The organism is Rivularia sp. PCC 7116 (assembly GCF_000316665.1).
GTDB lineage: Bacteria > Cyanobacteriota > Cyanobacteriia > Cyanobacteriales > Nostocaceae > Rivularia.
Genome location: NC_019678.1, coordinates 8,329,375 through 8,354,614 on the forward strand (window position 1 = coordinate 8,329,375; position 25,240 = coordinate 8,354,614).

21 protein-coding genes are annotated in these 25,240 nt (G+C 36.4%); 15 read left to right on the forward strand and 6 right to left on the reverse strand.

What is annotated here, in order from left to right; all coding sequences use genetic code 11:
* Positions 1-138 precede the first annotated feature (138 nt).
* On the reverse strand, positions 139-1,539 hold the full coding sequence (locus RIV7116_RS31850) for a DUF1254 domain-containing protein (protein WP_015122466.1): 1,401 nt from the start codon (positions 1,537-1,539) through the stop codon (positions 139-141).
* A 355-nt stretch (positions 1,540-1,894) separates the two neighbouring features.
* On the opposite strand from RIV7116_RS31850, the gene RIV7116_RS35410 reads away from it, so the two are divergent.
* Positions 1,895-2,326, forward strand: a complete 432-nt coding sequence (locus RIV7116_RS35410; protein ID WP_015122467.1) for a hypothetical protein — start codon at positions 1,895-1,897, stop codon at positions 2,324-2,326.
* Here RIV7116_RS35410 and RIV7116_RS31860 read toward each other — a convergent pair.
* Positions 2,246-2,764 (reverse strand): Crp/Fnr family transcriptional regulator, encoded by a 519-nt coding sequence (locus tag RIV7116_RS31860; protein WP_015122468.1) that lies wholly within the window; start codon positions 2,762-2,764, stop codon positions 2,246-2,248. The genes RIV7116_RS35410 and RIV7116_RS31860 overlap by 81 nt on opposite strands.
* A 248-nt stretch (positions 2,765-3,012) precedes the next feature.
* On the reverse strand, positions 3,013-3,456 hold the full coding sequence (locus RIV7116_RS31865) for a MarR family winged helix-turn-helix transcriptional regulator (RefSeq protein WP_015122469.1): 444 nt from the start codon (positions 3,454-3,456) through the stop codon (positions 3,013-3,015).
* A gap of 1,212 nt (positions 3,457-4,668) precedes the next feature.
* Here RIV7116_RS31865 and RIV7116_RS31870 point away from each other — a divergent pair.
* The gene (locus RIV7116_RS31870; RefSeq protein ID WP_015122470.1) at positions 4,669-5,205 is read left to right on the forward strand and encodes a thioredoxin domain-containing protein; all 537 of its coding nucleotides are present in this window, start codon (positions 4,669-4,671) and stop codon (positions 5,203-5,205) included.
* A 584-nt stretch (positions 5,206-5,789) separates the two neighbouring features.
* Here the strand turns inward: RIV7116_RS31870 and dctP are convergent.
* Both dctP and RIV7116_RS31880 read right to left on the reverse strand, forming a co-directional pair.
* Positions 5,790-6,887, reverse strand: coding sequence for a TRAP transporter substrate-binding protein DctP (gene dctP / locus RIV7116_RS31875; protein WP_015122471.1), 1,098 nt, complete (start codon positions 6,885-6,887; stop codon positions 5,790-5,792).
* 375 nt (positions 6,888-7,262) lie between these two features.
* Positions 7,263-8,000, reverse strand: a complete 738-nt coding sequence (locus RIV7116_RS31880; RefSeq protein ID WP_015122472.1) for a PEP-CTERM sorting domain-containing protein — start codon at positions 7,998-8,000, stop codon at positions 7,263-7,265.
* 147 nt (positions 8,001-8,147) lie between these two features.
* Here RIV7116_RS31880 and RIV7116_RS31885 point away from each other — a divergent pair, with 147 nt between their 5' ends.
* Both RIV7116_RS31885 and RIV7116_RS31890 read left to right on the forward strand, forming a co-directional pair.
* A complete protein-coding gene (locus RIV7116_RS31885; protein ID WP_015122473.1) occupies positions 8,148-8,774 on the forward strand; it encodes a DNA-3-methyladenine glycosylase in 627 nt (208 codons plus the stop codon).
* A gap of 120 nt (positions 8,775-8,894) precedes the next feature.
* Entirely contained in the window at positions 8,895-9,359 is a 465-nt protein-coding gene (locus tag RIV7116_RS31890; protein ID WP_015122474.1) for a cupin domain-containing protein, read from the forward strand.
* A gap of 12 nt (positions 9,360-9,371) precedes the next feature.
* Here the strand turns inward: RIV7116_RS31890 and RIV7116_RS31895 are convergent, their stop codons facing one another.
* Positions 9,372-10,907, reverse strand: coding sequence for a hypothetical protein (locus RIV7116_RS31895; RefSeq protein ID WP_015122475.1), 1,536 nt, complete (start codon positions 10,905-10,907; stop codon positions 9,372-9,374).
* Positions 10,908-11,251: 344 nt separating this feature from the next.
* On the opposite strand from RIV7116_RS31895, the gene RIV7116_RS31900 reads away from it, so the two are divergent.
* The 11 genes from RIV7116_RS31900 (at position 11,252) to RIV7116_RS31950 (ending at position 25,239) form a co-directional block, all read left to right on the forward strand.
* Positions 11,252-11,911, forward strand: coding sequence for an acetoacetate decarboxylase family protein (locus RIV7116_RS31900; RefSeq protein ID WP_015122476.1), 660 nt, complete (start codon positions 11,252-11,254; stop codon positions 11,909-11,911).
* A gap of 49 nt (positions 11,912-11,960) precedes the next feature.
* Positions 11,961-12,620 carry an isoprenylcysteine carboxylmethyltransferase family protein gene (locus tag RIV7116_RS31905; protein ID WP_015122477.1) on the forward strand — a complete coding sequence of 220 codons (660 nt, stop codon included), beginning with the start codon at positions 11,961-11,963 and terminating at the stop codon, positions 12,618-12,620.
* 238 nt (positions 12,621-12,858) lie between these two features.
* The gene (locus RIV7116_RS31910; protein ID WP_015122478.1) at positions 12,859-13,578 is read left to right on the forward strand and encodes a hypothetical protein; all 720 of its coding nucleotides are present in this window, start codon (positions 12,859-12,861) and stop codon (positions 13,576-13,578) included.
* Between the two features lie 346 nt (positions 13,579-13,924).
* Complete coding sequence (locus RIV7116_RS31915; RefSeq protein WP_015122479.1) at positions 13,925-14,272, forward strand: NfeD family protein; 348 nt, start codon at positions 13,925-13,927, stop codon at positions 14,270-14,272.
* Positions 14,273-14,322: 50 nt separating this feature from the next.
* Positions 14,323-15,672: a flotillin family protein gene (locus RIV7116_RS31920; RefSeq protein ID WP_015122480.1), complete on the forward strand. Its 1,350-nt coding sequence runs from the start codon at positions 14,323-14,325 to the stop codon at positions 15,670-15,672.
* Between the two features lie 79 nt (positions 15,673-15,751).
* Entirely contained in the window at positions 15,752-17,119 is a 1,368-nt protein-coding gene (locus RIV7116_RS31925) for a flotillin family protein (RefSeq protein ID WP_232435747.1), read from the forward strand.
* A 504-nt stretch (positions 17,120-17,623) separates the two neighbouring features.
* A complete protein-coding gene (locus RIV7116_RS31930) occupies positions 17,624-18,640 on the forward strand; it encodes a hypothetical protein (RefSeq protein ID WP_015122482.1) in 1,017 nt (338 codons plus the stop codon).
* Positions 18,641-18,895: 255 nt separating this feature from the next.
* Positions 18,896-20,056, forward strand: coding sequence for an RNA ligase (locus RIV7116_RS31935; RefSeq protein ID WP_015122483.1), 1,161 nt, complete (start codon positions 18,896-18,898; stop codon positions 20,054-20,056).
* Positions 20,057-20,383: 327 nt separating this feature from the next.
* Positions 20,384-22,033, forward strand: a complete 1,650-nt coding sequence (locus RIV7116_RS31940) for an ATP-binding protein (protein ID WP_015122485.1) — start codon at positions 20,384-20,386, stop codon at positions 22,031-22,033.
* Positions 22,034-22,106: 73 nt separating this feature from the next.
* On the forward strand, positions 22,107-24,821 hold the full coding sequence (locus tag RIV7116_RS31945) for a response regulator (RefSeq protein ID WP_015122486.1): 2,715 nt from the start codon (positions 22,107-22,109) through the stop codon (positions 24,819-24,821).
* 40 nt (positions 24,822-24,861) lie between these two features.
* Positions 24,862-25,239 carry a response regulator transcription factor gene (locus RIV7116_RS31950; protein WP_015122487.1) on the forward strand — a complete coding sequence of 126 codons (378 nt, stop codon included), beginning with the start codon at positions 24,862-24,864 and terminating at the stop codon, positions 25,237-25,239.
* The last annotated feature ends 1 nt before the right edge of the window (position 25,240 follow it).

Below are 25,240 nucleotides of genomic sequence, written 5' to 3' on the forward strand. Positions count from 1 at the left end.
GATAATTGAAAGTCCCCCCTAAATGGGGGATTTAGGGGCAGCCCTTTCAATGCGAACATTTATACTAAATTTGGCATTCAATTATGAAGATATAAAAAAAGCTTTTCAGCTTAACTCAGTTTTCTGTTCTAATGATACTCACGCCCCAGTGCAGTGCGGAGTTGCGGGGTTTACTCGCTTTAGTGGTGGCTGTTGCCATGTGCCATTAATCGCCTCTTGTTGTGGCAAATAAAGCCGCAAGGATATGAAGAAGCCCTTATCCGGTGCAGGGAGCCAGTTCTTCCTCTTTTTTTCTTCAGTTGGTTGAGCGTGCTGGATATAAAGCGTCAGTCCCTCATCTTCGTCGAGAACGAGTTCGTTGTTGTCCAACATCGTTGAATTAATAAGATAGCGCTCGATTTCGTTCTTCACGAGAAGCTGCTCGGGGAGATTGTACATCGTTGCCGACCAGAAAGCGTCAGCCGGTGGCAATCCACCTGGCTCGAAGCGTAGCGTATAACAGACGTCGCCTGATGCATTTAATTCGTTGCCGTCTGTATCGTCATAGTAGGAAGGATACATAGCCTCTTCAATGGAATTGCCCCAAATGCCAAGAATCGCGCCAGCCATTCGGTACAGGTAAATGTTACCTGTTTCCGTCAAGTGCTCGCGTGTGCCGAATAGGTCGGCGGCGGTGACTTCTCGAGTGACAAGTTTGTTCTTCTTCAGCTCCAGATAAGCATCCCAACCGTCCTTTACACCTTGCTTGACGGCCAGTTTCAATTCCCCCGAGAGTTTTGCCGAGTCAAAGGTCAGACCAGGTCCGATGTTTAGTTTTGCGAAGCGAGCCATTAATGTCGCTTCCGATTCGTGTGTTGAACAAAACGTCGTAAGCAGGAAGTTCAGCAGCCTGAATACTCTAAGTGAAGTTTCGCCCTCGTTCATTCTTACGGGAATCGGGTATTTCACCGCTCGCATTTCTGCTGGCGGATGCGTATTGGTAAACTGACTCAGCGGCTGCACCTTGTAACCGTTCTCAATGATGTCTTCAACCTTCTCTAAGTCATCTGAGTCGAAAAGCTGGGTGCGGTACAATGCTAGCGCAAGACTGGTTTCGCTACGGATAACTGCGATGATTTCAGCAGGTATCTGCCCCGTCCAGTCAGGGCCAGCCAGCAAGTACTTGCCTCCGCCATTGCCTGTTGTCCGAGTGCCAACGTATTCAAAATTGTGAGTGTAAGCATCGATGAGTTGGATAGAGTAGTATCGTTCAGGATCTATAAGTGGGATCGTCAAAACTAAAGGTTCATCGCGTAGATCTGCGCCAACCACACAGTAAGGTGTATCCGCGTTCGGTGTCTGAACTGCTGTGTCCGATGGCGTGAACAGCCGTGCTTCGCCAAGTAATTCATTCAAGGGTCCCTTGTATTCGTCATTCTTGGGCCAAAGAAAGTAGGCAAAAAGAATCCGATAGCTGTCCACCATCGGATACGCGTAAATGAATGCATCTTTCGCAATAGATCGGGCTTCTTGTGGAGTAAGTGTAGACGAGTCAGCCATTCTTAATTTTCCTTTATAATAATGTGCTACCCAACAATATCTTCGCCAAAAAAAAAGAGTATCAAAAGAGAGGGCTGATGTAGTAAAGTTATTGTCTTCCACAACTACAACTTAATTGCTATCAATAGCCCATGTTCGACATATTAACACTATTACAATGTTTGCTGCTATTGGATAAAAGTAGTGGATGGGACTTGTTTCAAGCGTGGTTTAGCACGCTTGGAGTAGGCTTTGCTCAACTTTAGACTAGGTTTATGCCCAATCAAAATAAATGGTTTAAATCTTACCCTTTCCTAGACGAATAAAAATTGTTTTTTATCTAATATATTCCTAGTCGTATTTCAGATAAATAAAGGTGTGTCAAACTCAGAAGTTAAGCAATACAGTCTATGAATTCGATGGCTTTAGTTTTTATAGTTCTCTAGAGCAGTCTACTCACTGGTACGAACATAGTCATGAAGAAATACAGATAACCCTACCACAAAGCAATGCTCTAGCTTGGATGAAGTTACAATCTCCTAATGGTAAAAAATACGTTCGGCAAATAAAACCAGGTCAAGTTTTGTTAGTTACATCCAATCAATCTCACGCTCTTGAATGGCAACAAACGGCAGAATTAACGCTTTTTTATCTTAGTCCTAGTTTTTTGGCAAGTGCCATAGGTGATTCAATAGAAGAATATCAGCTAGAAATTGATAATAACTTTTTATTGATGAACGATACTTTGATTAAAGAAGTAGGTGTAATTTTCCGTAATTATAGTCGTTTCCTGGGGAAAGTTTACTAAATGACGCAAATAATGTAACACTCTTTCATGAGCAATACGAATGTCTCTTAGTTCTAAACGAAACTTCAAAGACTGAATTTTTCTGACTAACATAGCCATAAAATCTTGCGCCATTTCAGGATATGCTCGTAAAACATTTAAAAATTCTTCTTTGGGATAAGCAATAACTTGCGAGTCAATCTCGGCAACCGCAGTACAAGGGTAGATTTCGGCAAACAAAGCAACTTCTGCCAAGCTTTCTGAAGCCCTTACTATCTCAAAAGTACTCACCTGACCTCCATTGATATAGCGAACGAGTTTGATTCTACCTGATATGACTACATATAAATTTAATGCTTCGTCTTCCTGTGCGAACAAAGTTTCTCCAGGAGCTAAACTTTGAATTGTAATCCTGTTTCGCAATGTTTCGGGAAGGCTATCAATAGCAGTCAAATCCATTAAATTTCCTCCATGTTATTGGTAGTTCAGTCTTTTGTTTTATTTAGTCGGCTAAGTAAATAAGCAAAAAAAATAATTTAGTTGAGCTAGAAACTGACTAAAGTTGCCCTCAATAGACGAGTAAGTCAGGGTTTAATACTTATTTATGCAATTTTTTTCTTGGATTAAGACTGTTTCTGAGTATATTACGATTGATAAAATAATTAATTGATTTGGATCGAGAAGACAGCAAACTTTTTTAATCGCGATTAAGATTGTTTTGCCGATTCTAAATTATCGAAAATTTGCATTAATAAACGACGAAAAAGCAACCGTTCTTCTAAAGATAGATTAGCAAGTATTGTTTCTTCTAAACTAAGCCAGAGTTCGGTGACAGGTTGTTGAAAAGAATACCCCTTTTCAGTCAAGAAAATACGACAGATTCTTGCATCTTCAACATCTCTACGTTTTTCTAGTAACTTTGTCTTTTCCAACCTACTGAGCATTTTCGTAAGAGTAGGTGGTTCGATACACAGACGCTCTGCGAGTTGGGTTTGGGTTAAACCATCTTCTTGCCATAACTCCATCAATAACCTTTCCTGTCCAATATGAAGGTTCATATCTGTCAAAGCAGAACTCACCAGAGCGCGGTGGGCTTTGGCAACTCGTACCATTAGATAGGTAGTGGAAAAAAGTACGTTTTGATTAGACATCGAACTTTAGTACTTAGCCGACTAAATAAATACTAATACCATTTCTTTATAAAGATGCGCCTAATTTAGCCCGCGTAGGCGGGCTTAGTTTCAGTAGCCCCAGCCTTCCAGGCTGAGGGCGATTAAGCGCAGCCTCATACAGAATTGGTATAACACTCTTATCTAATATCGAAGAGGTAGAAAAAGCCGAATTAAGTAGGTTGGCGTTGAAAATTGTAATTAGGGCAAGGTAGTAAGCAGTCGGCAGTGGGAATAAGGGTTTAAGCGTAGCTTACATTTTTTTATACTGTGTCCTATTAATTTTTATAGCTTCTTCCCCAGTCCTATTTATAGGACTTTAGCTATTAGGCTGGGACTTACAGTCCTAGACAGAATAAAATACAATCAATTATTAAAGCAGGACTTTAACTTTTAGCACATTAATTACCCGACTAAGGTTGCAAACTACAGTAGTCAAGCAAGTCAACTTTGCACCGGTAATTTTTTCGCTACTCGATATGGCGGAGCATCTCCGGCTCCGCGCTACTTCTTTTTCTCACCCGGCAATGTAGGCTTGTTCGAGTACTAGTGGTTCGCCAAGCGAACTTTGCTGGGTTTAGCGTGGAAATAAAAAGTTTTTTCTCCCCCTGCTCCCTCCGCTTCCCCTGCTCCCCCTGCCTGCCCTTACCCGGCAATGTAGGCTTGTTCGAGTACTAGTCTAATAGCATAAGTCCTATAAATTTCACATCTTGCACCATTATCGTTAAGTCCGAATACCCGCCTTGTAAGCCGGAGGCTTTCTAGCCCGCACGCAATACCTACGGTAGCGACCCTAGCCGCGTGAACGCAGAGAAATCAAAATCCGAGGCTAATATACAAAGTAGGTTAAAACGCACTATAAACCTTGCCCAGTCTGATTTATCAGACTTTGTTTGTGAGCCTGGGAATTGATTCCAAGGCGCTTGTTGAGCTTGGGGTGCAAGATGTTAGATAAATAGAACTAAAACTCACACATTAAAACTAATAAAATAAACCATTCTCTATGACTACTGACTACTCATCTTACCTAGCCAAAAGTTGAGGAATAACACTTATCTTTAGTTAACTCATTATTCATAACTTTTTTTAGACGCAATTATGGCTTGAATATCCGTAGCATAAATAAGCCAGCAATAGGACTAATTTAAGACTTTGACCTGTTTTTAATTCAACTGAAATTCCATTACTTTGTCCATGATCCAAATCAATTCTACGAAAATTCCACCTTTACGCAAAAATGACCATATTAAAGGAGTAAAAACTACAGCGTTGGTTTTAATGGAATATGGAGACTACCAATGTTCATCTTCAGGCAAAGCGCACTCTACAATTGAAAAACTAAAACAGCAATTAGGCGATCGCTTTTGTTTTGTGTTTCGGCACTTTCCTCAACCTGAAATTCATTCACAATCTCTAAAAGCAGCAGAAACCGCAGAAGCAGCAGCACAAGGTAGATTTTGGCAAATGCACTCTTTACTGTTTGAAAATCAACAGGCATTAGAAGATGTTAATTTAATAGAATATGCAGACAGACTAAAATTGGATATTCCAAGAATATTAAGAGAGTTAAATGAACGACTTCATCAGGATAGAATCCAGCAAGACATAGATAGTGGTATGGAACATGGAGTCGAACGGACTCCCACTTTCTTTATTGGTATTCGTCAAGAAGGGACACAGAATCTAGAGACTTTGCTGTTGCAAATTTTAGAAACAATAACAAAAGATTAGGATAAATATACATTTTGTAATTATTTTTTACTATTTTTATTTTCTCTTCTAAAAATAATCAAATCTTTGTTTAAAAACTAACTTATAGCGATAGCTTGAAATTTAATCTCCAATTAGTAATAATTCTTTATTTCCTGCAACTCTTGCTAAGTTAGATAGTGCTAGGGTATGAGGTTTCTGGCGCGACGACGAAGGTTTTATAGTCCACTAAAGGCTTCTATAATTGCTCTTTCAGACACGAATGTAGCTGTATTTAAAGTAATTTGCGCTGCATTCCACCATGTTGCATTTATATTAAGAATGAAATAGCCCTGTAGATTTTATATAGCAATATTTGAACATTTTGTGCAAAAACAGACAAGAAAAATATCATCCACCTTTGTATCATGATGTGATTACTAAAAAATTAGAAATCATTCATGACTCAAGCCAATTCATTAAACTCAGAACGCGCATTTTAATTAATACTTCTTACCTTCTGCCCTCTGCCTCTTGCCTTTTTTGTAAATTTTTTCTTGAGCCAGAATCTGCAAGGATTACTCGCCAAGCCTTGTAGATTCTGGCTCGCAAATTTTTGGACAAGTCTATTCCTTAGTCACAAAATTAGCAAAACTCAATTCATTAACGCGATTCCAGTTGTAAAGCTTGTCTCTAAAACCTTTCCACTGTTCGTAAACTTTTTTAAAGGTTGCATCTTTACTAGCGCTAGCTTCTAATTCTTCAATAGTGGCTTTCTGCGCTGCTTGTAATATTTCATCACTATAAGCAACTAACTTAGTACCGCTTTGAGTTAACTTAGTTAATGCTTCACCATTCAACGCTTCATATCTAGCAAGCATATCCATATTTGCTTCATAAGCCGCAGTTTTAAAAATTTGTTTATATTCTTCGGGTAGTTTTTCCCAAGCACCACGGTTTACTAAAACATCTAAAGTTGAGCCCGGTTCCCACCAACCAGGATAATAATAAAAGGGAGCCGCTTTATTTAAACCCAGTTTCTCATCATCATAAGGACCAATCCATTCCGCAGCATCAATTGCACCCCTTTCCAAAGCTAAATAAATTTCTCCTCCCGGTAATACTTGGACGTTAACGCCTAAACGTGCCATTACCTTGCCACCCAATCCAGGAATCCGCATTTTTAATCCTCGCAAATCCGCTAAAGATTTAATTTCGCGTTTAAACCATCCTCCCATTTGAGTTCCACTGTTACCGGCAGGAAAATAAACGATATTAAATTTATCGTAGATTTCCTGAATCATCTTTTGCCCATCGCCATGATATAACCAAGCATTTTGCTGCTGTGGAGTTAAACCAAAAGGTATGGAAGTTGCAAAAGCTAAAGCCGGATTTTTACCTATATAAAAATAGCTGGCTGTATGTCCGCACTGTACCGAACCAGTTTGCACTGCATCGAGTACTTCTGTTGCACCCGTTAATTCACCAGCAGCAGCAGGAGTTATCGTAAAGCGTCCGTCAGTCATTTCCTTTACACGGTTAGCAATGGTTTCCGGGCCGGTGTATATTATTAAAGACTCCGGCCAACTGGTTGCCATTCTCCAGCGGACTTTTGGTAAACTCGTACCTGCCGTAGTTGTATTACCACCACGACTACAAGATGCAATAGTCGCAGTGGTTGCGGTTGCAATAGCTGCTTTCTTGATAATTTCTCGACGTTTCATATGATTTATGGTAAAAAATATTCCCAAAGTTGCAATTGTTGCATTCTAAAACAGATTGTTCGGGAAAATAAGCAATTTTTACACAACCATTAGGGAATAGGACATTAGGAATTAGTCTTTTAACCTCACCCCTGCCCCTCTCCTTATTAAGTAGAGGGGTATATGTAGTAAGGTTTCCCCTCTCCCTTGACAAGGAGAGGGGTGCCCGCAGGGCGGGGTGAGGTTTATATTGCATGAAAGTCGCGAGCGATAAATATATGTTAGTAAAAGCCCAAGTTTTAATTCAAAGTCATCTAAAGGCGACTGCATAACGGTCGGCAGAGCCTCCGAAAGCTTGTTATCAGGCTCTGCCTGGGAACCAGTAACCGGTTCAATCTAACATCTAAAATTATTTTTCCTTATCAAACCAAAACCCAAGAAACCCAGCAAACCAAATATCGTACTTGGCTCGGGAACCAATTGACTTTGATTTACCCCAGAAGCAACGGGAAGCTGACGAATTGTAAAAGAATTATAGAAATCATTGTTATCTAAATCATCCGGCACGCTAACGGCAAACTGAAAATCAACGCTTTCGCCAGGTGCAACAGTTCCTCCAGACCAGTTTAAATTAAAAGAACCATCAGCTTTAACTTGGGAAAACTTTGACGAAGTGGGTGTAGTGTCAGAATCGAAAGTGGGGATTATAAAACCACGAGGAACCGAAATTACCGCAGGTGATGCAAAGTTATCTTCTCCAAAAGGAGCATCGGATTGAAAACCGATTTGAAAGTTAAATCCGCCCCATTCTGAACTTGTACTATTTACAACTGTTTCCCTCAGTAAATATCCTGTAGTGCCACCAGAAGCTTCAACGAATAATTTGGTGTCTATGGGAGCTATTTCCTGGAAAGTTTTAGGAGTACAGGATAAGCCGGGAAAGTTATTAATTTGATTTTGATTGCTATTAGGAAAAGCAGTATCCACGGGGGTTTGCACCTGCGGACAAAGTACATCCCCTTGACCTGCACCCCCAGGAGGGCTGATGCTATTAATTATTCTGGCTTGTGCTGTACTGCTAAAGGTTAGAGAGATAGTTAAGGTTGCCGCGAGAGTTCTAATAATTTTGTTCACTGATAGATATTGATTATGAAGTTTGTCTTTAAAAACGATTTGATTTTCATGGTATTCGCTTAACAAAAAAAATACTACTTGATTCGGTATTTACTTAATAATTCGTTTTAGAAACATTTTGTAGTACATGAGAAGAAACAAAAACAGATGAATTTAGAACAACCGCTTACCGAAGAAACTTTTACTCAGGGATTAAAAGAGCTTGCCACCAGAGATAAAGATTTTGCAGAGATACTGAATAAATTAGGAAAACCGGCGAAATGGGAAGAGAATGCAGGTTTTTCGGGGTTGGTGCGAACAATTTTAGGGCAACAGGTTTCTGTTAATTCCGCAGCAGCTACCATGAAGCGTTTATCGGCAACCGTCTCACCCTTGACACCAGAGCATTTACTGCAATTTGAAGATGCTCAATTAAAAGCCTGTGGAGTCAGCCGTCAAAAAATAACTTATATCAAAGAGTTAGCGATCGCAATTATTAACAATGATTTAGATTTACAAAAATTAGCTGTTGCTGACGAAGAAACCATCAGAAACCAACTCAAACCCATCAAAGGAATTGGGGATTGGACAATTGATATCTATTTACTAATGTCCTTACAACGCCCCGATGCTTTTCCTAAAGGTGATTTAGGAGTTATTTTGGCGTATCAAAAGCTAAAAAAACTTGAAAAACGCCCCACCCCCCAAGAATTAGAAATCATAGCCGAAAACTGGCGACCTTGGAGGGCAATAGCTGCTAGAATTTTATGGCACTATTATTTGAATGGGGAATAGGGCATTGGGCATTGGGCATTGGTAATTAGTAATTGGTAATTGGTAATTGTTCACTGCTCACTGTTGACTGTTCACTGTTCACTGATAACTGATGATCCACACCCTCCGGGTGAACAACTGATGATTATTAATCCTGAAGAAGTACCAGTTCAAAATAGTACAAACTATCCCGATGAATTCAAATCGATAGTAGCGGGAAGATTTCGTCAGCGTTTGGGGAATTTTGCCGGTTTAAATAACTTTGGCGTAAATCTTGTCAAATTAAAACCTGGAAGCGCTTCAGCATTAAGACACTGGCATAGCCATCAAGATGAATTTATTTATATTTTAGAAGGTAGCTTGATTCTAATTACCGACGCAGGAGAAGAAATTTTAACGCCGGGAATGGCTGCTGGGTTTCCTGCAAATGAAAAGACAGGGCATCATTTAGTTAATCGCTCAAATCAAGATGCAGTATATTTAGAAGTCGGCGATCGCACCCTGAACGATACTGCATATTATCCCGATAATGATTTAATTGCCAAGCCCGGAGATGATGGGAAATCTGTAGTTTTTACACATAGAGATGGGGCGGTTTATTGTTAATTTTTGCTGATTTTAATTATTTTTTTCTGATTGATTTTGCTGACTTTGCAAAAAACCAAATAAATTGAATTTAACCTTCCTTGACTTAGTAAGCTGTTCTTCTTTATACCACCAGCTAAAAAAACGTGAGAATGCTTGCCATGCAATAAAACCAAAAAATATGCTTACAGTAAACGAAGTAGCGAAATGAGGAATATCAAAAGGTATTTTGATTGGTTTTTCAATAAAAGGAATTTGTTTGTGCTTTTCCGTTACACCAGCTTCATAACTAGAAGCCAGATTTCCTGCAACCGCAATACCAATACCTAGACTTGTAATTGTAGTTTGTAAATGACGCTCTCTTCTTGCTTGCTCAATTGCAACTTGTCCTCTAATTGAGTCAATTGCATTATTTATCAAATTTGTATCGAGTTGAAAAAACTGAACGGCAGCGTTAACTCTATCTTGAAAAGGATGACAAGTTCTGTTTGTAAACACCTCTAAAAATGAAAAATCTTCTCCAGAAAAGTTACTCATCATCTCATAAATTTTGTCGGTATAATTCCTCGTATTATCTACAATAATATTTTGATACTCTTTGATTATACGTAAATTTTTGGCATGTTCTACGGAAAATTGCGGTAGCTCGATTAGCAGTTCCTGTATTTTATCTAAATCCAAAGAACCATCATGGCTGATTTGAGTATCTTTAATTTCCGACTGTATTTCTCTTGATTTCTTTTTAGCCTCTTTTTCGATTTTCCTAATTTGTTTGTAAGCATGAATAATTTTTGCTCTAAAGAAGAACAAATCTAACAATTGCTGATAATATTTATCAAATTGTTCTTCGGACTTATCATCTTCGATAAACTGAATGATAATATGATTGTAACTTTGATATGCTCGAATAATACCGTATTCAAATACTGGAGAGCCAAAAAGTTCTCCAGAACGGTTAAATTGTGGTTTTCTCAGATTATTAGAAAATAATGAATTAATATAATTATCTGCAATTTGTTTCAGTTTACCTTTATTTCTTGTATGCTTTAACTGCTGTCCCCTTTCTAATTTAATCGTTACTAACAGAGTTTGGCTGAGAAAATAATTGTTTTGCTTTTTAACGTCTAATATCAGACAATTATTAGGATTAACTAATACTATATCTCTAGTATTTACTATTTTAGTATTATATTTTGGACTAATGATTTGTAAACCAAGACCATAACTATCGTAAAGTTCTACGGGATAAATGACAGCAGTTTTGCTCGATGGATCTATTTTTTCATCCTTTTTATTAGTAAAATATCCATGAGGTTGAACGTATATAGGATGATAATCATCCGTTTTAGCAAAATACTTATTTAAATTAGCCCAAGGTTCCTCAGATTCATTCTCCAAATCTAAATGCTGCTTGATATGAAATTTAGTTTCTGGCTTTAAGATTTTAGCAACTATTTCATCACACTTTTTCCATAGCCAATCTTTTCGATAGTCACCATTACTATCATTTTCTTCACTGAGATAATAAGCAAATAAATGAATATTGTGAGTATGAAACTTAAAATCCATGTATTTCTCCTATGATTTATAGCTGGTACTCTTACCTATGAAAACCACTCTACAAATGAATACATTTATTATTACTTGGTATTATCTAAAACGCGTGTATCTCAAGAAACTTATGTTTGAAGTATAAGGAAATATTCTATTTGTTGATACAAAACAATGATGAAATATAATTTATTAAAAATAGAAATTAAAAAATATCAGAGATTTTTAAGTTTAATGAAATATTTTTTAGCTATATAAATCAAAAGTCTGCTGTTTTAATAACTTCAGATGAAACATTTTTCAGCTTGAGGCTAAAGCTTCTAAAATACAATCAGTAATATTTAGATAAATACCTAAAGTTTATGACTTACCCAGCAGCACCTTGGCATCTTAAAGGTTATGCAGTGCAAACCTTGCAATTAGTTGATATAGACAAAGCTTCTAAGTTTATTCCTTCGGAATTAGAAATAGTTTCGCTGTTACCGGGAAAAACTTTGGGAAGTATATACATATCCTGCTATGAAAGCGGCTCGTTATTAACATACAACGAATTGATAGCCGCTCCCGGTTTAGTGCGCTATCAAGGAAAAATTGGCGGTTGGATTTCTCATATTTACGTTGATAATCTAGATTCAGTGGCGGGAGGTAGAGAAATTTGGGGATTACCCAAAGAAATGGCTGATTTTTCTTGGAATAATGGTAGTGTAAGCGTTAGTCAAAATAATCGTGAATTATGCAGTTTGAGCTATCAAAAAAGTTTCTTAAATCTTTCTACTTGGTGGCAACAAGAATTAAGTGCTGGTTGCTTTGGTGGTTTGGGTTCGGAATTACTATTTTTTGATAATAATTTTAAAACTCAAGTTGCTTTGCTCCAAGGTAAATTAGAAATTCCTCAATATAGTCCCTTTGCTTCTCTTAATTTAGATAAACCACTGTTTACTTTGAATTTACAAAAGCTAGAATTAATGGCTGGTGTTCCTAAAGTTGTAGGAGAAAAAGCTCCAGAGTTGAGTTATAGCTGATAATCTTATATGTCTGTATTCGCTAGCTATAATTTACATCAAACAAGCCATGAAATTAAAATACCCAATCAATCTGCATAAAGGCTCAACATTTATATTTATTCTTGCACTAATGATAATCTATCAAAATTTTACTATTGGTGCTTGGGTTTATTTAGCGCTTCATGGAACCTATGGCATATTATGGCTGTTGAAAGATAGAATTTATCCAGATAAGCAGTGGGAACAAGAAGTTCCTTTAATAACCGGAATATTCAGCTTTTTCTTAGTTTCTTTATATTGGGTAGCACCATTTATTTTGATTAGCAGCGGTTCAATTCCTTCTCCACCGTTGATTGCCGGGGCAATTTCTATCAATATATTAGGGGTTTTCCTTCACTACGGTAGCGATGCTCAAAAGTACTACACGCTCAAATACAAATCCGGCTTGATAACAGAAGGATTTTTTGCTCGCTGTCGCAATACTAATTATTTAGGGGAAATTTTGATCTACCTCGGCTTTGCTTTATTAGTTCAGCATTGGTTACCATTTGTAATATTGGGATTATTTACAATATTAATTTTTATTCCTAATATGATTAAAAAAGATAAATCTTTATCTCGCTATCCAGAATTTGAAGAATATAAGGCTAATTCTGGATTGTTGTTACCTAAACTTTGGGGAAATAGTTCTCGCGCAGATGAATTAGAGGTTAAAAGTCAGAATTAATTTACACAAATCTCGTTACAAGGCTTTGCCTTGCAATGATATTACAAGGGGAACATCCCAATGCAGGCTATAAGCCTGGGGCTAATACTACGAAGCCCACGCAGGTGGGCTTGGTTTTTGTAGTCGCACCCTTCTAGGGTGACGGATAAAGTATTTATTAAAGATTGGGATGCTCCCTATTACAAGAGGCTCCGTCTCTTTATAAAATAATTTATTGAATGAATTTATTTAAATTATTATGGATATTAAAAATAGTTTCGATATTACCGTATCGGAATCTTTGATTCAGCGTTTAGAGAAAGTCAAAGAGACAGCGACGCAAAACTTAAATAATTTCACCGACAAAGCACAACAAGTTAGCGAGAATTGGAAACAAACAGCAACTCAAAATACTGAAGATGCTATCAATAAATTTAATAATACGATAGAGCAAACTAAAGGTTCTTTACAGGAGAATTTACCTCAAGTCTCAGTGCAAACAGTTGTAACTTCTTCCGTAGCAGATTGGTTTGAGCAACATCCGGCATTTTTAAGAGTTCTCAATTGTTTAAATTGGGCGGTAAATCATCCCATCATCAGTTTGATTATTTTTGTATTTAGTTTAGCCATCTTATGGAATTTAGTTAAGTTCATTGGTAGTTTAATTGAAAAGGCTAGTTTATCAATACTAAAAATACCTTTCAAATTATTGGGAGCTTTAATAAAATCTTTTTGGTTATGGCTGGTTAAGCTTAGTAATTTTGCAACAGATAAAGTTAAACAGACGAAAACTGTTACATATAATTCTGAACTACAGTTAAATCATAATACTCCTTATCAAATCATTTCTTCTAAGCAGCAGAAAAGATTAAAAGATATTTCTGCGAGATTAGAAGAAATTCAGTTAGAACAACAAGAACTTTTAAAAGAAGCAGCAGAAATTCTTGATGGCGACAAAATTAATAATTCTGTTAATTAAAATATCCGTTTGTATCGGAATTATATATTTTTGAACGCAGAGGAGCGCAGAGCTTTTTTGGACATATTTTTTATCCCAAACTGAATGTAAGGGGAAAAGAGGTGAAAAGTCTCTAGCAACCCTAACGTTACTCTAATTATTAACTTTTGTAAGCAATCTCGTTTTTTTCCGAAATTTTCAGATGTAAAATTGTAGCCTTCAAATATTAGCGGTTATGCATAGTTTCAGGTAGGTTCAACCGTGAGATTACCCAGAAAATGGATAAGACTAACCAGCAAGCAGTTTGAAGATAACAGTTAAACTGCAACTATTGACGATAGCCTGTCTTTTTGGATAAAAACGAACAATGATAAATTTATTTGTAGTTGCTTTAATTGCGATTGCGATTGGTATATGTTGCGGTGCTGTTATCGTTTTTCTGATAGTTATCCAGCGTCGCCGACAAAAGGTAGATAGTATGCGTTCTACTAACAATTTAGTCGGTCTTTATGGCACGGTTGAAATTCCTTTTGATAAGAATTGTAAGGGAAAAATTCGAGTTAATATGCCGGGACAAAACTCTACAGTTGATTTTGTAGCCTGTACTGATGATTCTAAAACTTTGCAGCCGGGAGATAGAGTCTTTATAGTACAAGTAAGGAAAAATCAATTATGGGTAATTAGCGAAAACTCTTTGAATAATTCCGAATCATAGAGCTAACAACTAACCACTAAAAACTAACAACTAACAACTAATTTACAAAAATGTTTAAATCAGTTTTAAAACAAGAAACTAAAAGCTTGCAAATCGCGCAAGTTGAAGTAAATCCCCCGGTGGTAATCGAGCAAAGCAATGTCGGTGGACTTTTCGGTACTAGCTTACTGATTGCGACGGGAATATTTGGTACGGCTTTAGCGGCTTGGTTTCTGCATTCTTGCCTGTGTGTTTGCAAGCCTAATGAAGTACTGGTTATTTCTGGACGAAAATGGAAGACAAAAGACGGGCAGGAAGTGGGATATCGGGTGTTATCCGGTGGGAGAGCCATTCGCATTCCTATTGTCGAGAAAATTCGACGCATGGATGTAACTATTATGCCGGTACCGGTAGAAGTAAAAAACGCTTATTCTAAAGGAGGTACGCCGTTAAATATTCAAGCGATCGCTAATGTGAAACTTTCGAGCAATCCCAACATAATCGGTAATGCGATTGAAAGATTTTTGAAAAGCGATAGAAAAGAGATTTTACGGGTAGCTCGGGAAACACTTGAGGGTAATTTACGCGGTGTTGTTGCAACTTTAACACCGGAGCAGGTAAACGAAGACAGACTGCAATTTGCTGAAAGTATTACTTCTGATGTTAGTCGGGATTTGATGAAATTAGGATTGCAAATCGATACTTTAAAAATTCAAAGCGTTTCCGATGATGTGGATTATTTAAGTTCGATTGGAAGAAAGCGAATAGCAATGATTGTTAGAGATGCAGAGATTGCCGAATCCAATGCTTTAAGGGAAGCAGAAAGTATAGAATCGCAGTGTCAGCAAGAAGCGGAAGTTGCTAAAACTCAAAATCGCATTACAATTTTAGAGAAAGAAAACGAACTCCGAGAAGTCAAAGCTAAATTAGAACAGCAAGCACGCTCAGAAGAAGAAATTACCACCGCAACAGTTAGAGAAAAACAGGCTTTCTTCGAGCAGAAACTGCAACAGTTGCGTGCAGAATTTGAACGTCTGCGTTTAGAGGCAGATCAAGTATTACCCGCAAAAGCCCTACAGCAAGCTAAGCAGTTGAAAGCAAAAGGAGAAGCAGCAGTCATTGCAGAAAATGCCAAAGCAGCAGCAATGGTTAACGAAATGCTCGCTCAAGTTTGGCAAGAGACAGATACTGATGTTTCGGAGTTATTCTTGATTCAGCAGTTAGAAACTATCTTGAATGAAGCTGTAGAAATTCCTAAGCGGCTGTATTTAGACAAAATCAATGTAGTAGATAGCGGTGACGGTAAATCTTTAGCAAGTTTAGTCAAAGTTTATCCAGAAATCCTCAATCAATACCTTGAAAGCATCAATCAAACTTTAGGAATTGATGTATTAGGAACTCTTTCGGGGAAGAAGAAGTGAGGGGGAGAGGGAGTGAGGGAGTGAGGGAGTGAGGGAGGAAGATAATTCTTAACCTTTAATTCTTTATTCCCAATGCCCAATGCCCAATGCCCCATGCCCAATCCCCGATTACCAATTACCAATTTTTATTCATTTGGAGAAAATCATGTTACCACTTATCGGTTTATTTTTAGGAATTTTAGGTTTCGGTTCAACTGCTGGTTATTGGATTATTCGCTATTTTTATCATATCTGTCAGCCTAGTGAGGTACTTATATTTGCTGGCGGTAATCATAAAACTTCTGATGGCAGAGAAGTTGGATATCGTTTGGTAAAAGGTGGGAGCAGTATTCAAACTCCTTTATTTGAGCGTACTTTTCGGATGGATTTAGGTAATATAATTATTGAGCTTGAGGTTGTTAATGCTTTTAGTAAAGGCGGTATTCCTTTGAACGTTCAAGGGGTAGCCAATATTAAAATTGCTGGGGAAGAACCTACTATTCATAATGCTATTGAAAGATTGTTAGGAAAAAGTAAGCAGCAAATCGAACAGTTAGCTAAGGAAACTTTAGAAGGAAATCTCCGGGGTGTTTTGGCTAGTTTAACCCCGGAAGAGGTTAATGAAGATAAAATTGCTTTTGCTAAAAATTTGTTAGAAGAAGCAGAAGACGATTTAGAAAAATTGGGTTTGGTTTTGGATAGTTTACAAATCCAGCAAATTTCTAGCGATACTAAATATCTAAAAGCTATGGGGCGAAAACAGCGGGCTGAATTATTGCGGGATTCCCGGATTGCTGAAGCTCAAGCTAAAGCTAAATCAGAAATTTGCACTTCCGAGAATGAAAAACTTGTAGCATTGAAGCGTACTGAAAGAGATTTACAGGTTGCAAAAGCCGAAGCACAAAGAAGAGTTCGAGATGCGGTGACTAAAAGAGTAGCAATGGTTGCTGAAGTAGAAGCAGAAGTTGGAGCAAACGTTGTTAAAACTCAAGCTGAAGTCGCAGTACAAAACGAACGCATTAAACAAGTTGAACAGCAACTAATAGCCGATGTCGTAGCGCCAGCAGAAGCCGAATGTAAAAGAGCGATCGCTACAGCAAAGGGTAATGCTGCGAGTATCATTGAAGATGGTAAAGCTCAAGCAGATGGTACTAAAAAGTTAGCAGAATCTTGGCAAAATGCTGGTAGTAATGCCAAAGAAATCTTCTTATTACAAAAATTTGACGTGCTGCTCAAAGCGATGGCTTCTAGTATTCCCGAGTTAGAAGTTGAGAAGGTAACTATCATTGATGCTAGTGAAGGTAGCAATGCTAGCAAGATGGCATCTTTCATCGAGCAACTACGTCAAACTACTGGTTTAGATGTGCCCGAACTCATCGAACGTTTTACAGAAAATCGCTCTATTAAAAGTGCTAAAATTCCTGTTGCTCCAGAATTGAACAATCTTCATAAGCCAAATCATACATAGTAGCGATCGCGCTTTTCACTGTTAAAATTTTCATTCCCCAATTCACAAACCCGGTTTCTGTTCGCGAAACCGGGTTTATTTTAATAAAATTGGAAGCAGAGCCTCGATAAATTGCATTCCCAGTACTCCTTTTTATTAATTTTGAGGGATGTATGGAAAACATAAAAAATTATTCTCCCCCCTCCTCCCCCTCCTCACCCAACAATGTTCCCGTTTTCCTAGCCTCAAAGCTAAAGTTTTTATTAAAAAAACAGTATTATTTTTTACACATCACTAAAATCATTGAATCATTCAAATTCAGGTGATTTTAACTTTTTCAAAGATAAATCATTTGAATCAACTGATAAACTCTTATTTGCTTGCATTTGCAAACATCTAGTCTCTCAAAAATTAGCCTTACGGATTAATTAGATTCTTCTCCGTTGGGTTATTAGCTAGTGGGTTCTGGGTACCGACAGGCTGTAGTTCAATTCTTCCAATAGATTTTAAGTAGGTATAGTTTTAATGAAAAAGAACGTTCTTATATTAGGGTTGCTAGCATCTATCAGCTTATTCGGCTGCGCTCAAAAAGATTATTTATCTTCAACTGATGGGGATTCTGAAGTTACTAACTCTGCTTCTAACGTCTCTGCAACTACAGAAGAAAGTAAAGGATTAATAGAAAGTTCTTTGGGTGAATATCTCAAGACTAAAAGCCTCAAGTTAGAAGATACACCTCACAAAGTACAATATACCGACCTCAACGGAGATAATATCAAGGACGCTTTAACAATATTTACAGGCTCGAAATCTTGTACCGACAACGGCTGTAATATGTTGGTACATCAAGGTATTGGCGATAATAAATTCAAACTAGTTTCAGATATAGCTCCGGTAAAATCACCAATAACCATCAGCGAAAAAACAACTGGTGGCTGGAGAGATGTAATTGCAAATGTCGGCAGCGAAGCAAAACCTAAAAATGTGGCTCTGAAATTTGATGGTAAGGGTTATCCAGAAAATGCTTCGAGTCAACCGATTATTGAAGATAGCGAAATAAAAGGAGACAAATTAGCGTTTGAGACTGAGGCTAATAAATCTAAGAAAACGGTAGATAATAAAAAAGCTGATGCAGATAAAGCCGATAAAACTGCTACTGCTGGCTTATCAAGCAAATGCCAAGCTGCAATTGATGCCGGAAAAACCGAAGTTGCTAACGTTTCTGGTATAGGTGTTAATAAGTCTAGCAAGAACGATATCAGCAGCATTTATCAAAACTTACCTAAAGAACGTTCGGTACAATATCAGTTTACAGTCGGCGGTAGCGGCGGTAAAAATATCGTGTATTCGCCAGTATTCATGAGCAAAATCAGCAAAAACATCATCAGCAATTGCAATAATATTGGCTCTGTAAAATTTGAAGTAGATCAAACTGATAATAGAGTCGCTTACGGTTTGGTTAAAGATTCTGTCAAGAAATTTGACTGTACTTCACCAACCGCGAAATCTAAACTCAAGTGGGGAGAAATTTCTTGTCCCTAGAGATTTGTTCTAGAAAATTATGAAGCCGAGGGAGCAAGGGAAGGAAAGAATTTTAGTTTTCCAGCATCTAACAAATTTCTCCTTCTTTCCCTCTACTTACTCCTATTCCGCTCTAAGATTTCCTAGAAAAATTTCTCCCTCACTCCCTCACTCTCTCCCTCAGTTAGTTAGGTAATCTTCTACCGGAAAGGGAGTAATAGTGATGCTGAAAAAGTGTATTACACTTGTAATATGTTTTTTGATGTTAGATAGTTTATGGCAGAAATCACTAAAGAACAAATTGAAATGACTTGGGGGGTACATCCGGCGAGAAGAATTGCTTTTGAAGAGCTTTACCAAGGGCTTTTAGCAAATGTACGAGCAAGGAATATAGTTCGTGTAGTTGATGGTAGTTTAGAAATTTTTAATTATACGACTCACGCACAATACAATGCTAACTGGAATATTTTTACATTAATCGCTAGGGGATTAGTTATTGATGTTGACAAGCAAGCTGTAATTGCGACTCCTTTCCCAAAGTTTTTTAATTATGGTGAAGCGAAAGCTTGGGGTTCGGAGCAAGTAAGTGGAGAAATTTGGGTTCATCAAAAATATGATGGTTCTTTAGGAATTGTCTTTTATGATGGCGATAAATGGAGGGTTGCAACGCGGGGTTGTTTTGATTCTGATGCGGCAATTTGGGGACAAAACTGGTTAAATAAAAATGTAGATACTAGTCTGTTAGAAGTTGGCAATACTTACCTTTTTGAAATTATCTATTCAGGAAATCGTGTTGTTGTACCTTATGATTTTCAAGGGATGGTTTTATTAAGTGTATATGATTTGTATGGATATGAATATACAAGTTTTAAAATTAAAAGTTTAGCCGATAAATTGGCGATAAGAGCTAGCGAGTTTGAAAAGTATGAATCGTTAGAAAAGTTAGTTAAAGCAGCCCAAACTTTGGATAGAAATGGTGAAGGATGGGTAATTCGGTTTGCAAACTCGCATCGATTGAAGGTAAAAGGTGCAGAATATTGTCGTCTCCATCGTCTCGCATCACAGGTGACACCTTTGGCAATATGGGAAATATTGATGCAGGGAGACGATTTGGAAGTCATACGAGAAGAATTACCGGAAGAGCATTTACAGGAATTTGAAAAAATCTGTTCTATTTTTGAAACCAAATTGGAATTGCTAATTGAAGATGTTGCTAGGATGTCTGGCAATAAGCAACATCTCTCAGATAAAGATATCGGCTTGGCGTTTAATAAAGGTGAGTGGGGTGATGGTACCCCAGTTAAGAATCTAGAAAAAAAGTTTTTATTTGCAGTCAGAAAACAACAATTTTTAGATAATGTGCGAGTAAGGGGACACCGCTGCCGTAAGATGGCGTTTGAAATCTTTCGCCCTGCTGGCAATGTATTAGAGATGTAACTAATTGGTTATTTAATGTAGATAAACAGCAGTTTTTGGATAAAAATTTGTCAATAGGCTGAAAATAATCATTCTCGCTTTTTGTATGGTAAGAGCGAGATTTTTTGATTGTGGTAATTTTGTGAAGATTTTGGGAAACCTAAATACTATACCTCTATCTATTGTGCATGTTTGTTTTACTGAATATCGGGTTAATCAATATAAATTCTTAGAAACATCTTTAGTTTCTGACGCAAGTCAGTTTTATCAACTAGAGATGATAACCCATATTAGTTAGAGCAAATGAATTGTTTATATTAGTGTTTTCAAAATGAAGGCAATCAGTCGATGATTCCGATTAATGTTCAAAAACTATTAACCCAAAAAGATATTAAATACGCGGTTAAGCATATTTTTGCAACCGTAAAAACACCCTTGTATTTGATTACTCCCGATGGAGAAATTTTATTTGGTAATTATCAAGAAGACTTGAGCGAAAAATACCCGATTGAATTATCTGGTAGCATTTTTGCTTGGGTAGTCGGCAATTCAGCAGCATTACCTGTTTCTTGCTTAATTACCTTCTTAATTAAGCAAGAATTTGAAAAAAAATCGTTAGCAAAGGAATTATTAGAAAGATACGAAGAAATAGAATTATTTGATGAACTATCTACACAGATTACTAATAGCTTAGATATCAAGCAAATTGCTCAATTAGTTTTAGAAAGAATTAGCCAAATTATTGAATGTAATGTTGGGGTATTTTTACTATTAGATACTGAAAGCAATAAACTAAAACCTATTTCTAAATTTGGTGATTTTGGCTGCTTTGAATTTCCAATTATTCTAGGTAAAGGTATATTAGGTGAGATTATAAAAAGAGGTAAAGGAGAAATTGTTAACAATATTCGTGAAGGTGTTAAATGTTATAATAGCGATGAACCAGTTGTTTCTTTAATTTGCGTTCCTCTTAAGAATAAAGACAGAATTATTGCAGCCATTGCAGTTGGCAGCCAAACGCAAATTAGCTATACCACCGAAGAATTAAAACTGCTAAATATCTTTGCCACACAAGCAGCGATCGCTATTGAGAAAGCGTTATTGTACGAACAAAGTTTGAATGCTGCAAAATCGGCTCGGGAAAAGGCTAAAGAGCTACAGCAAGCTTTAGATAAATTGCAGCAAACTCAAACTCAATTAATACATAGTGAAAAGATGTCCAGCTTAGGACAAATGGTAGCTGGAATTGCTCATGAAATCAATAATCCAGTCAATTTTGTTAAAGGTAATATTGGCTATGGTTTTAACTACGCTCAAGACTTAATCGAATTAGTAGAGTTGTATCGGCAAAACTATCCAAAACCAACATCAGATATTCAAGAAAAAATAGAAGATATTAATTTTGATTTTCTTAAAGAAGATTTTATTAATTTGCTTAATTCAATGAAGGTAGGAGTTAATAGAATTCGAGATATTGTCCGTTCTTTGGGGATATTTTCGCATCTTGATAAAGCCGAAATCAAATCTGTAAATATTCATGAAGGAATTGATGGAACTTTGATGATTTTACGTCATCGCTTGGATAATAATCAAGAAAAAAAATCGATTCAAATAGTTAAAGAATACGCAAAACTGCCTTTAGTAAATTGCTATGCAGGACAGTTAAATCAAGTATTCATGAATATTCTGAGTAATGCAATTGATGCTTTACAGGAGAAGGGAGATTTGATAATAATTCGTACTCAAATACTTCAGGATAATCGAATTAGTATTTCTATTATTGATAATGGACCGGGAATAGATCAACAAGTTCAGACAAAATTATACGACCCCTTTTTTACGACAAAAGAAGTCGGAAAAGGAACGGGTTTAGGTATGGCAATTAGTTATCAAATTGTTGTCGAAAAACATGGTGGAACTCTTACATGTGTATCTGAATTAGGTAAAGGTACGGAGTTTTGCATCGAGATACCAGTTGAATCTAGTTGCGAAATATAAGCTATTTACTATAAATCTTCATTAGTTATAATTATTTCGGGATTAAGTTTAGCTAGATTTTTATAAATATAAAATGAGTATTAATGATTTATTTAGTAGAAGCATGATTTCAAGAGTAAATTATCAGTGGTTGAGTAAACTAAAAGTTAATAAAAAAATCGCTCTTGGATATGCAGCGGCTTTAGGAATTTCTGTTTTTGGAACAATTTTAGGAGTGATGGTTGGCAACCATTGGGAAGAAAAGGCTTTAAAAGATGAGTACAACGCGTTGATAGAAACTAGTCTTCTTCATCGTTTGAGAACGGAAGTTTTACAAGCAAGAACTCATCAACAACAGTTAATCCCTTTAAGCAAACAGCCAAAAGAGTTTTATGAAGAGTACAGTCACGTTCTGAAACATTCAAAAGATATTCAGAAAGCTTGGTTAGCGGCTAAAAAAATAATAGCCAGCAATCAAAGCTTCACTAAAGAAGAGCAATTACAATTAAGAAACTTTATTAAATCCTACGAAGGTGTACCACAAAAATATTTGGCAAAATTAGATGAGCTAGTAAAAGAAATTCGTAATCAAAATTTAGATACCACAGCACAAATAACTCAAGCTCAACTTAGACTGTTGGAATTTACGAATAGCGAATTAGCTATACAGTTTGATGGGATTTCTGATGATTTAGCAGAAATAATTGAAATTTTCGATAAAGTAGAAAAACAAGCAGATAAAGAATTAGCAAAAGCAATTTTATTCCGTAACTATGCTGTAATGATAAGCAGTTTAATATCAATTATAATTGCAGTATTTTTAGCTAGAAAAATAAGTAAGGCAATATCATATCCGATTCTCGAATTAGATAAACTTGCTAAAACAGTTACTGAAGAAGAGAATTTTGATTTACGGGTTCCGGTTGCAACAGAAGACGAAGTCGGTAGTTTAGCATCTTCTTTTAATCATTTAATTTTCCGAGTTAAGCAACTATTAGATGAACAAACAGCTAATACCGCACATTTAAGAGCAATTCTTGATAATCTTGCAGATGGTTTACTAGTAAGCGATAGTAATGGCAATATTATTAACTATAATCCAGCTATCACTAGAATGTTTGGTTTGGGAGATGTTGATATAAGAGGAATTTATTGTAAAGATTTTATTCCTGAAGTCGTAGAATTACTAAACCAAACTCAGCAGAATCATGCAGCAGTATTTACAGCAGAAGTACAGCCAAATAACAAGCAATTTTTTAAAGTGTCAGTTACTGCAATCACAGAAGGCAATTGTCAAGACGATTATAGTTGTTTGGGTTCGGTAATTCTAGTTCGAGATATAACACAGGAAAAAGAAGTGGATAGAATGAAGACAGATTTCATTTCCACCGTTTCTCATGAATTGCGAACTCCTTTGACTTCTGTGTTGGGTTTTGCATCAATAATTCAGGAAAAATTGGAAGAAGATGTATTTCCTTTACTACCCGAAGGCAATCGTAAAACTAAAAAAACTGTCAGAAGAGTTAAAGACAATATTAGTATTATTATCTCTGAGGCTGAGCGTCTTACCGCCTTAATTAATGATGTGTTAGATATTGCCAAAATGGAAGCGGGAAAACTTGACTGGAAGAAAGAAACTATTAATATTGAAAAAGTAATTGAGCGTTCTTTAGCTGCTACATCTGCTCTGTTTGAAAACAAAGATTTAAAATTAATTAGAGATATTGAACCAGATTTGCCACAAATATTAGGTGATGAAAATCGTCTGATTCAAGTCTTAATAAATTTAATCTCAAATGCCGTTAAATTTACTGATGAAGGTTCTATAACCTGTGGTGCTAAAGTAATTCATAATAATATTATTGTTAGCGTTATCGATACGGGTAACGGTATCTCTCAAGAAGATAAACCTAAAGTGTTTGACAAATTTAAACAAGTAGGAGAAATATTTACAGATAAACCTCAAGGTACGGGCTTAGGATTACCAATTTGCAAACAAATTATTGAACATCATGGTGGTGATATTTGGGTTGAAAGTGAATTAGATAAAGGAAGTAAGTTTTCATTTTCTATACCAATCCAAAGTCTTAGGGCAATCAACGAATTTGATAAGATTGTCAATTTAGATAGTCTTGTTAGACAGTTGCAGGAACACTCTACTGAAAATGCTGTTAATTACAACGGACAAAAAACGATTTTAGTAGTTGATGACGATGCTAATATCCGTGAATTACTCAGACAATCTTTGCAGAAGCAAAATTATGCAGTACAGGAGGCTAAAAATGGTTTAGATGCAATTAATCAAATCAAAATTCATAAGCCAGATTTGGTTATTTTGGATGTAATGATGCCTCAAATAAACGGATTTGATACCGCAGCAATTATCAAAAATGACCCGTTAACAATGGATATTCCGATTATTATGCTATCTATTTTTGAAGATAAGGAGAGGGGATATAAATTAGGTATTGATAGATATATGACTAAACCTATTGAAAGCAACAATTTGATTAAAGAAATTGGTGTATTACTTTCTCAAGGAACATCACCTAAAAAAGTTCTGGTAGTAGATACAACTGCTTCGACTTTATTAACTTTATCTGAAATACTCAAAGCGCAAGGTTATAATGTTGTGGAAGCATCAAATGGTGAAGAATGTATTGAAAAAGCTGTATCTATCAAACCCGACATGATTATTGTGGATTCTGTAATATCTCAAGAACACGATTTAGTCAAGACATTACGGTTTGAAAAGGGATTAGAAAATTTCTTTTTTATATTGCTCGGTGACAGCGAAAATCAAAATTAATTTATATAACTCATAATTAAAAATATCAAATTTAAAAATCATGGATAAGAAAATTTTGATTGCAGACGACGAAGCTAATATTCGTATTTTAATGGAACAGGTTTTAGAAAAATTAGAAGATGAAGGTGTTGAATTACTAATCGCTAAAAATGGAAAAGAAGCATTAGCAACTATCGAAGGAGAAAAACCAGATTTAGTTTTTCTAGATATGATGATGCCGAAAATGAATGGATTAGATGTATGCCGAACTGTCAAGCAAGAATTAAAAATTCCAGATGTTTATATCATCATGCTGACAGCTAAAGGGCAAGAAGACGACAAAGAAAAAGGTTTACAGATGGGTGCAGATTTATACATGACTAAACCTTTTCGTCCTAAAGCTGTTTTAGAAAAGTCCCGAGAAGTATTAGGGGTTTAAT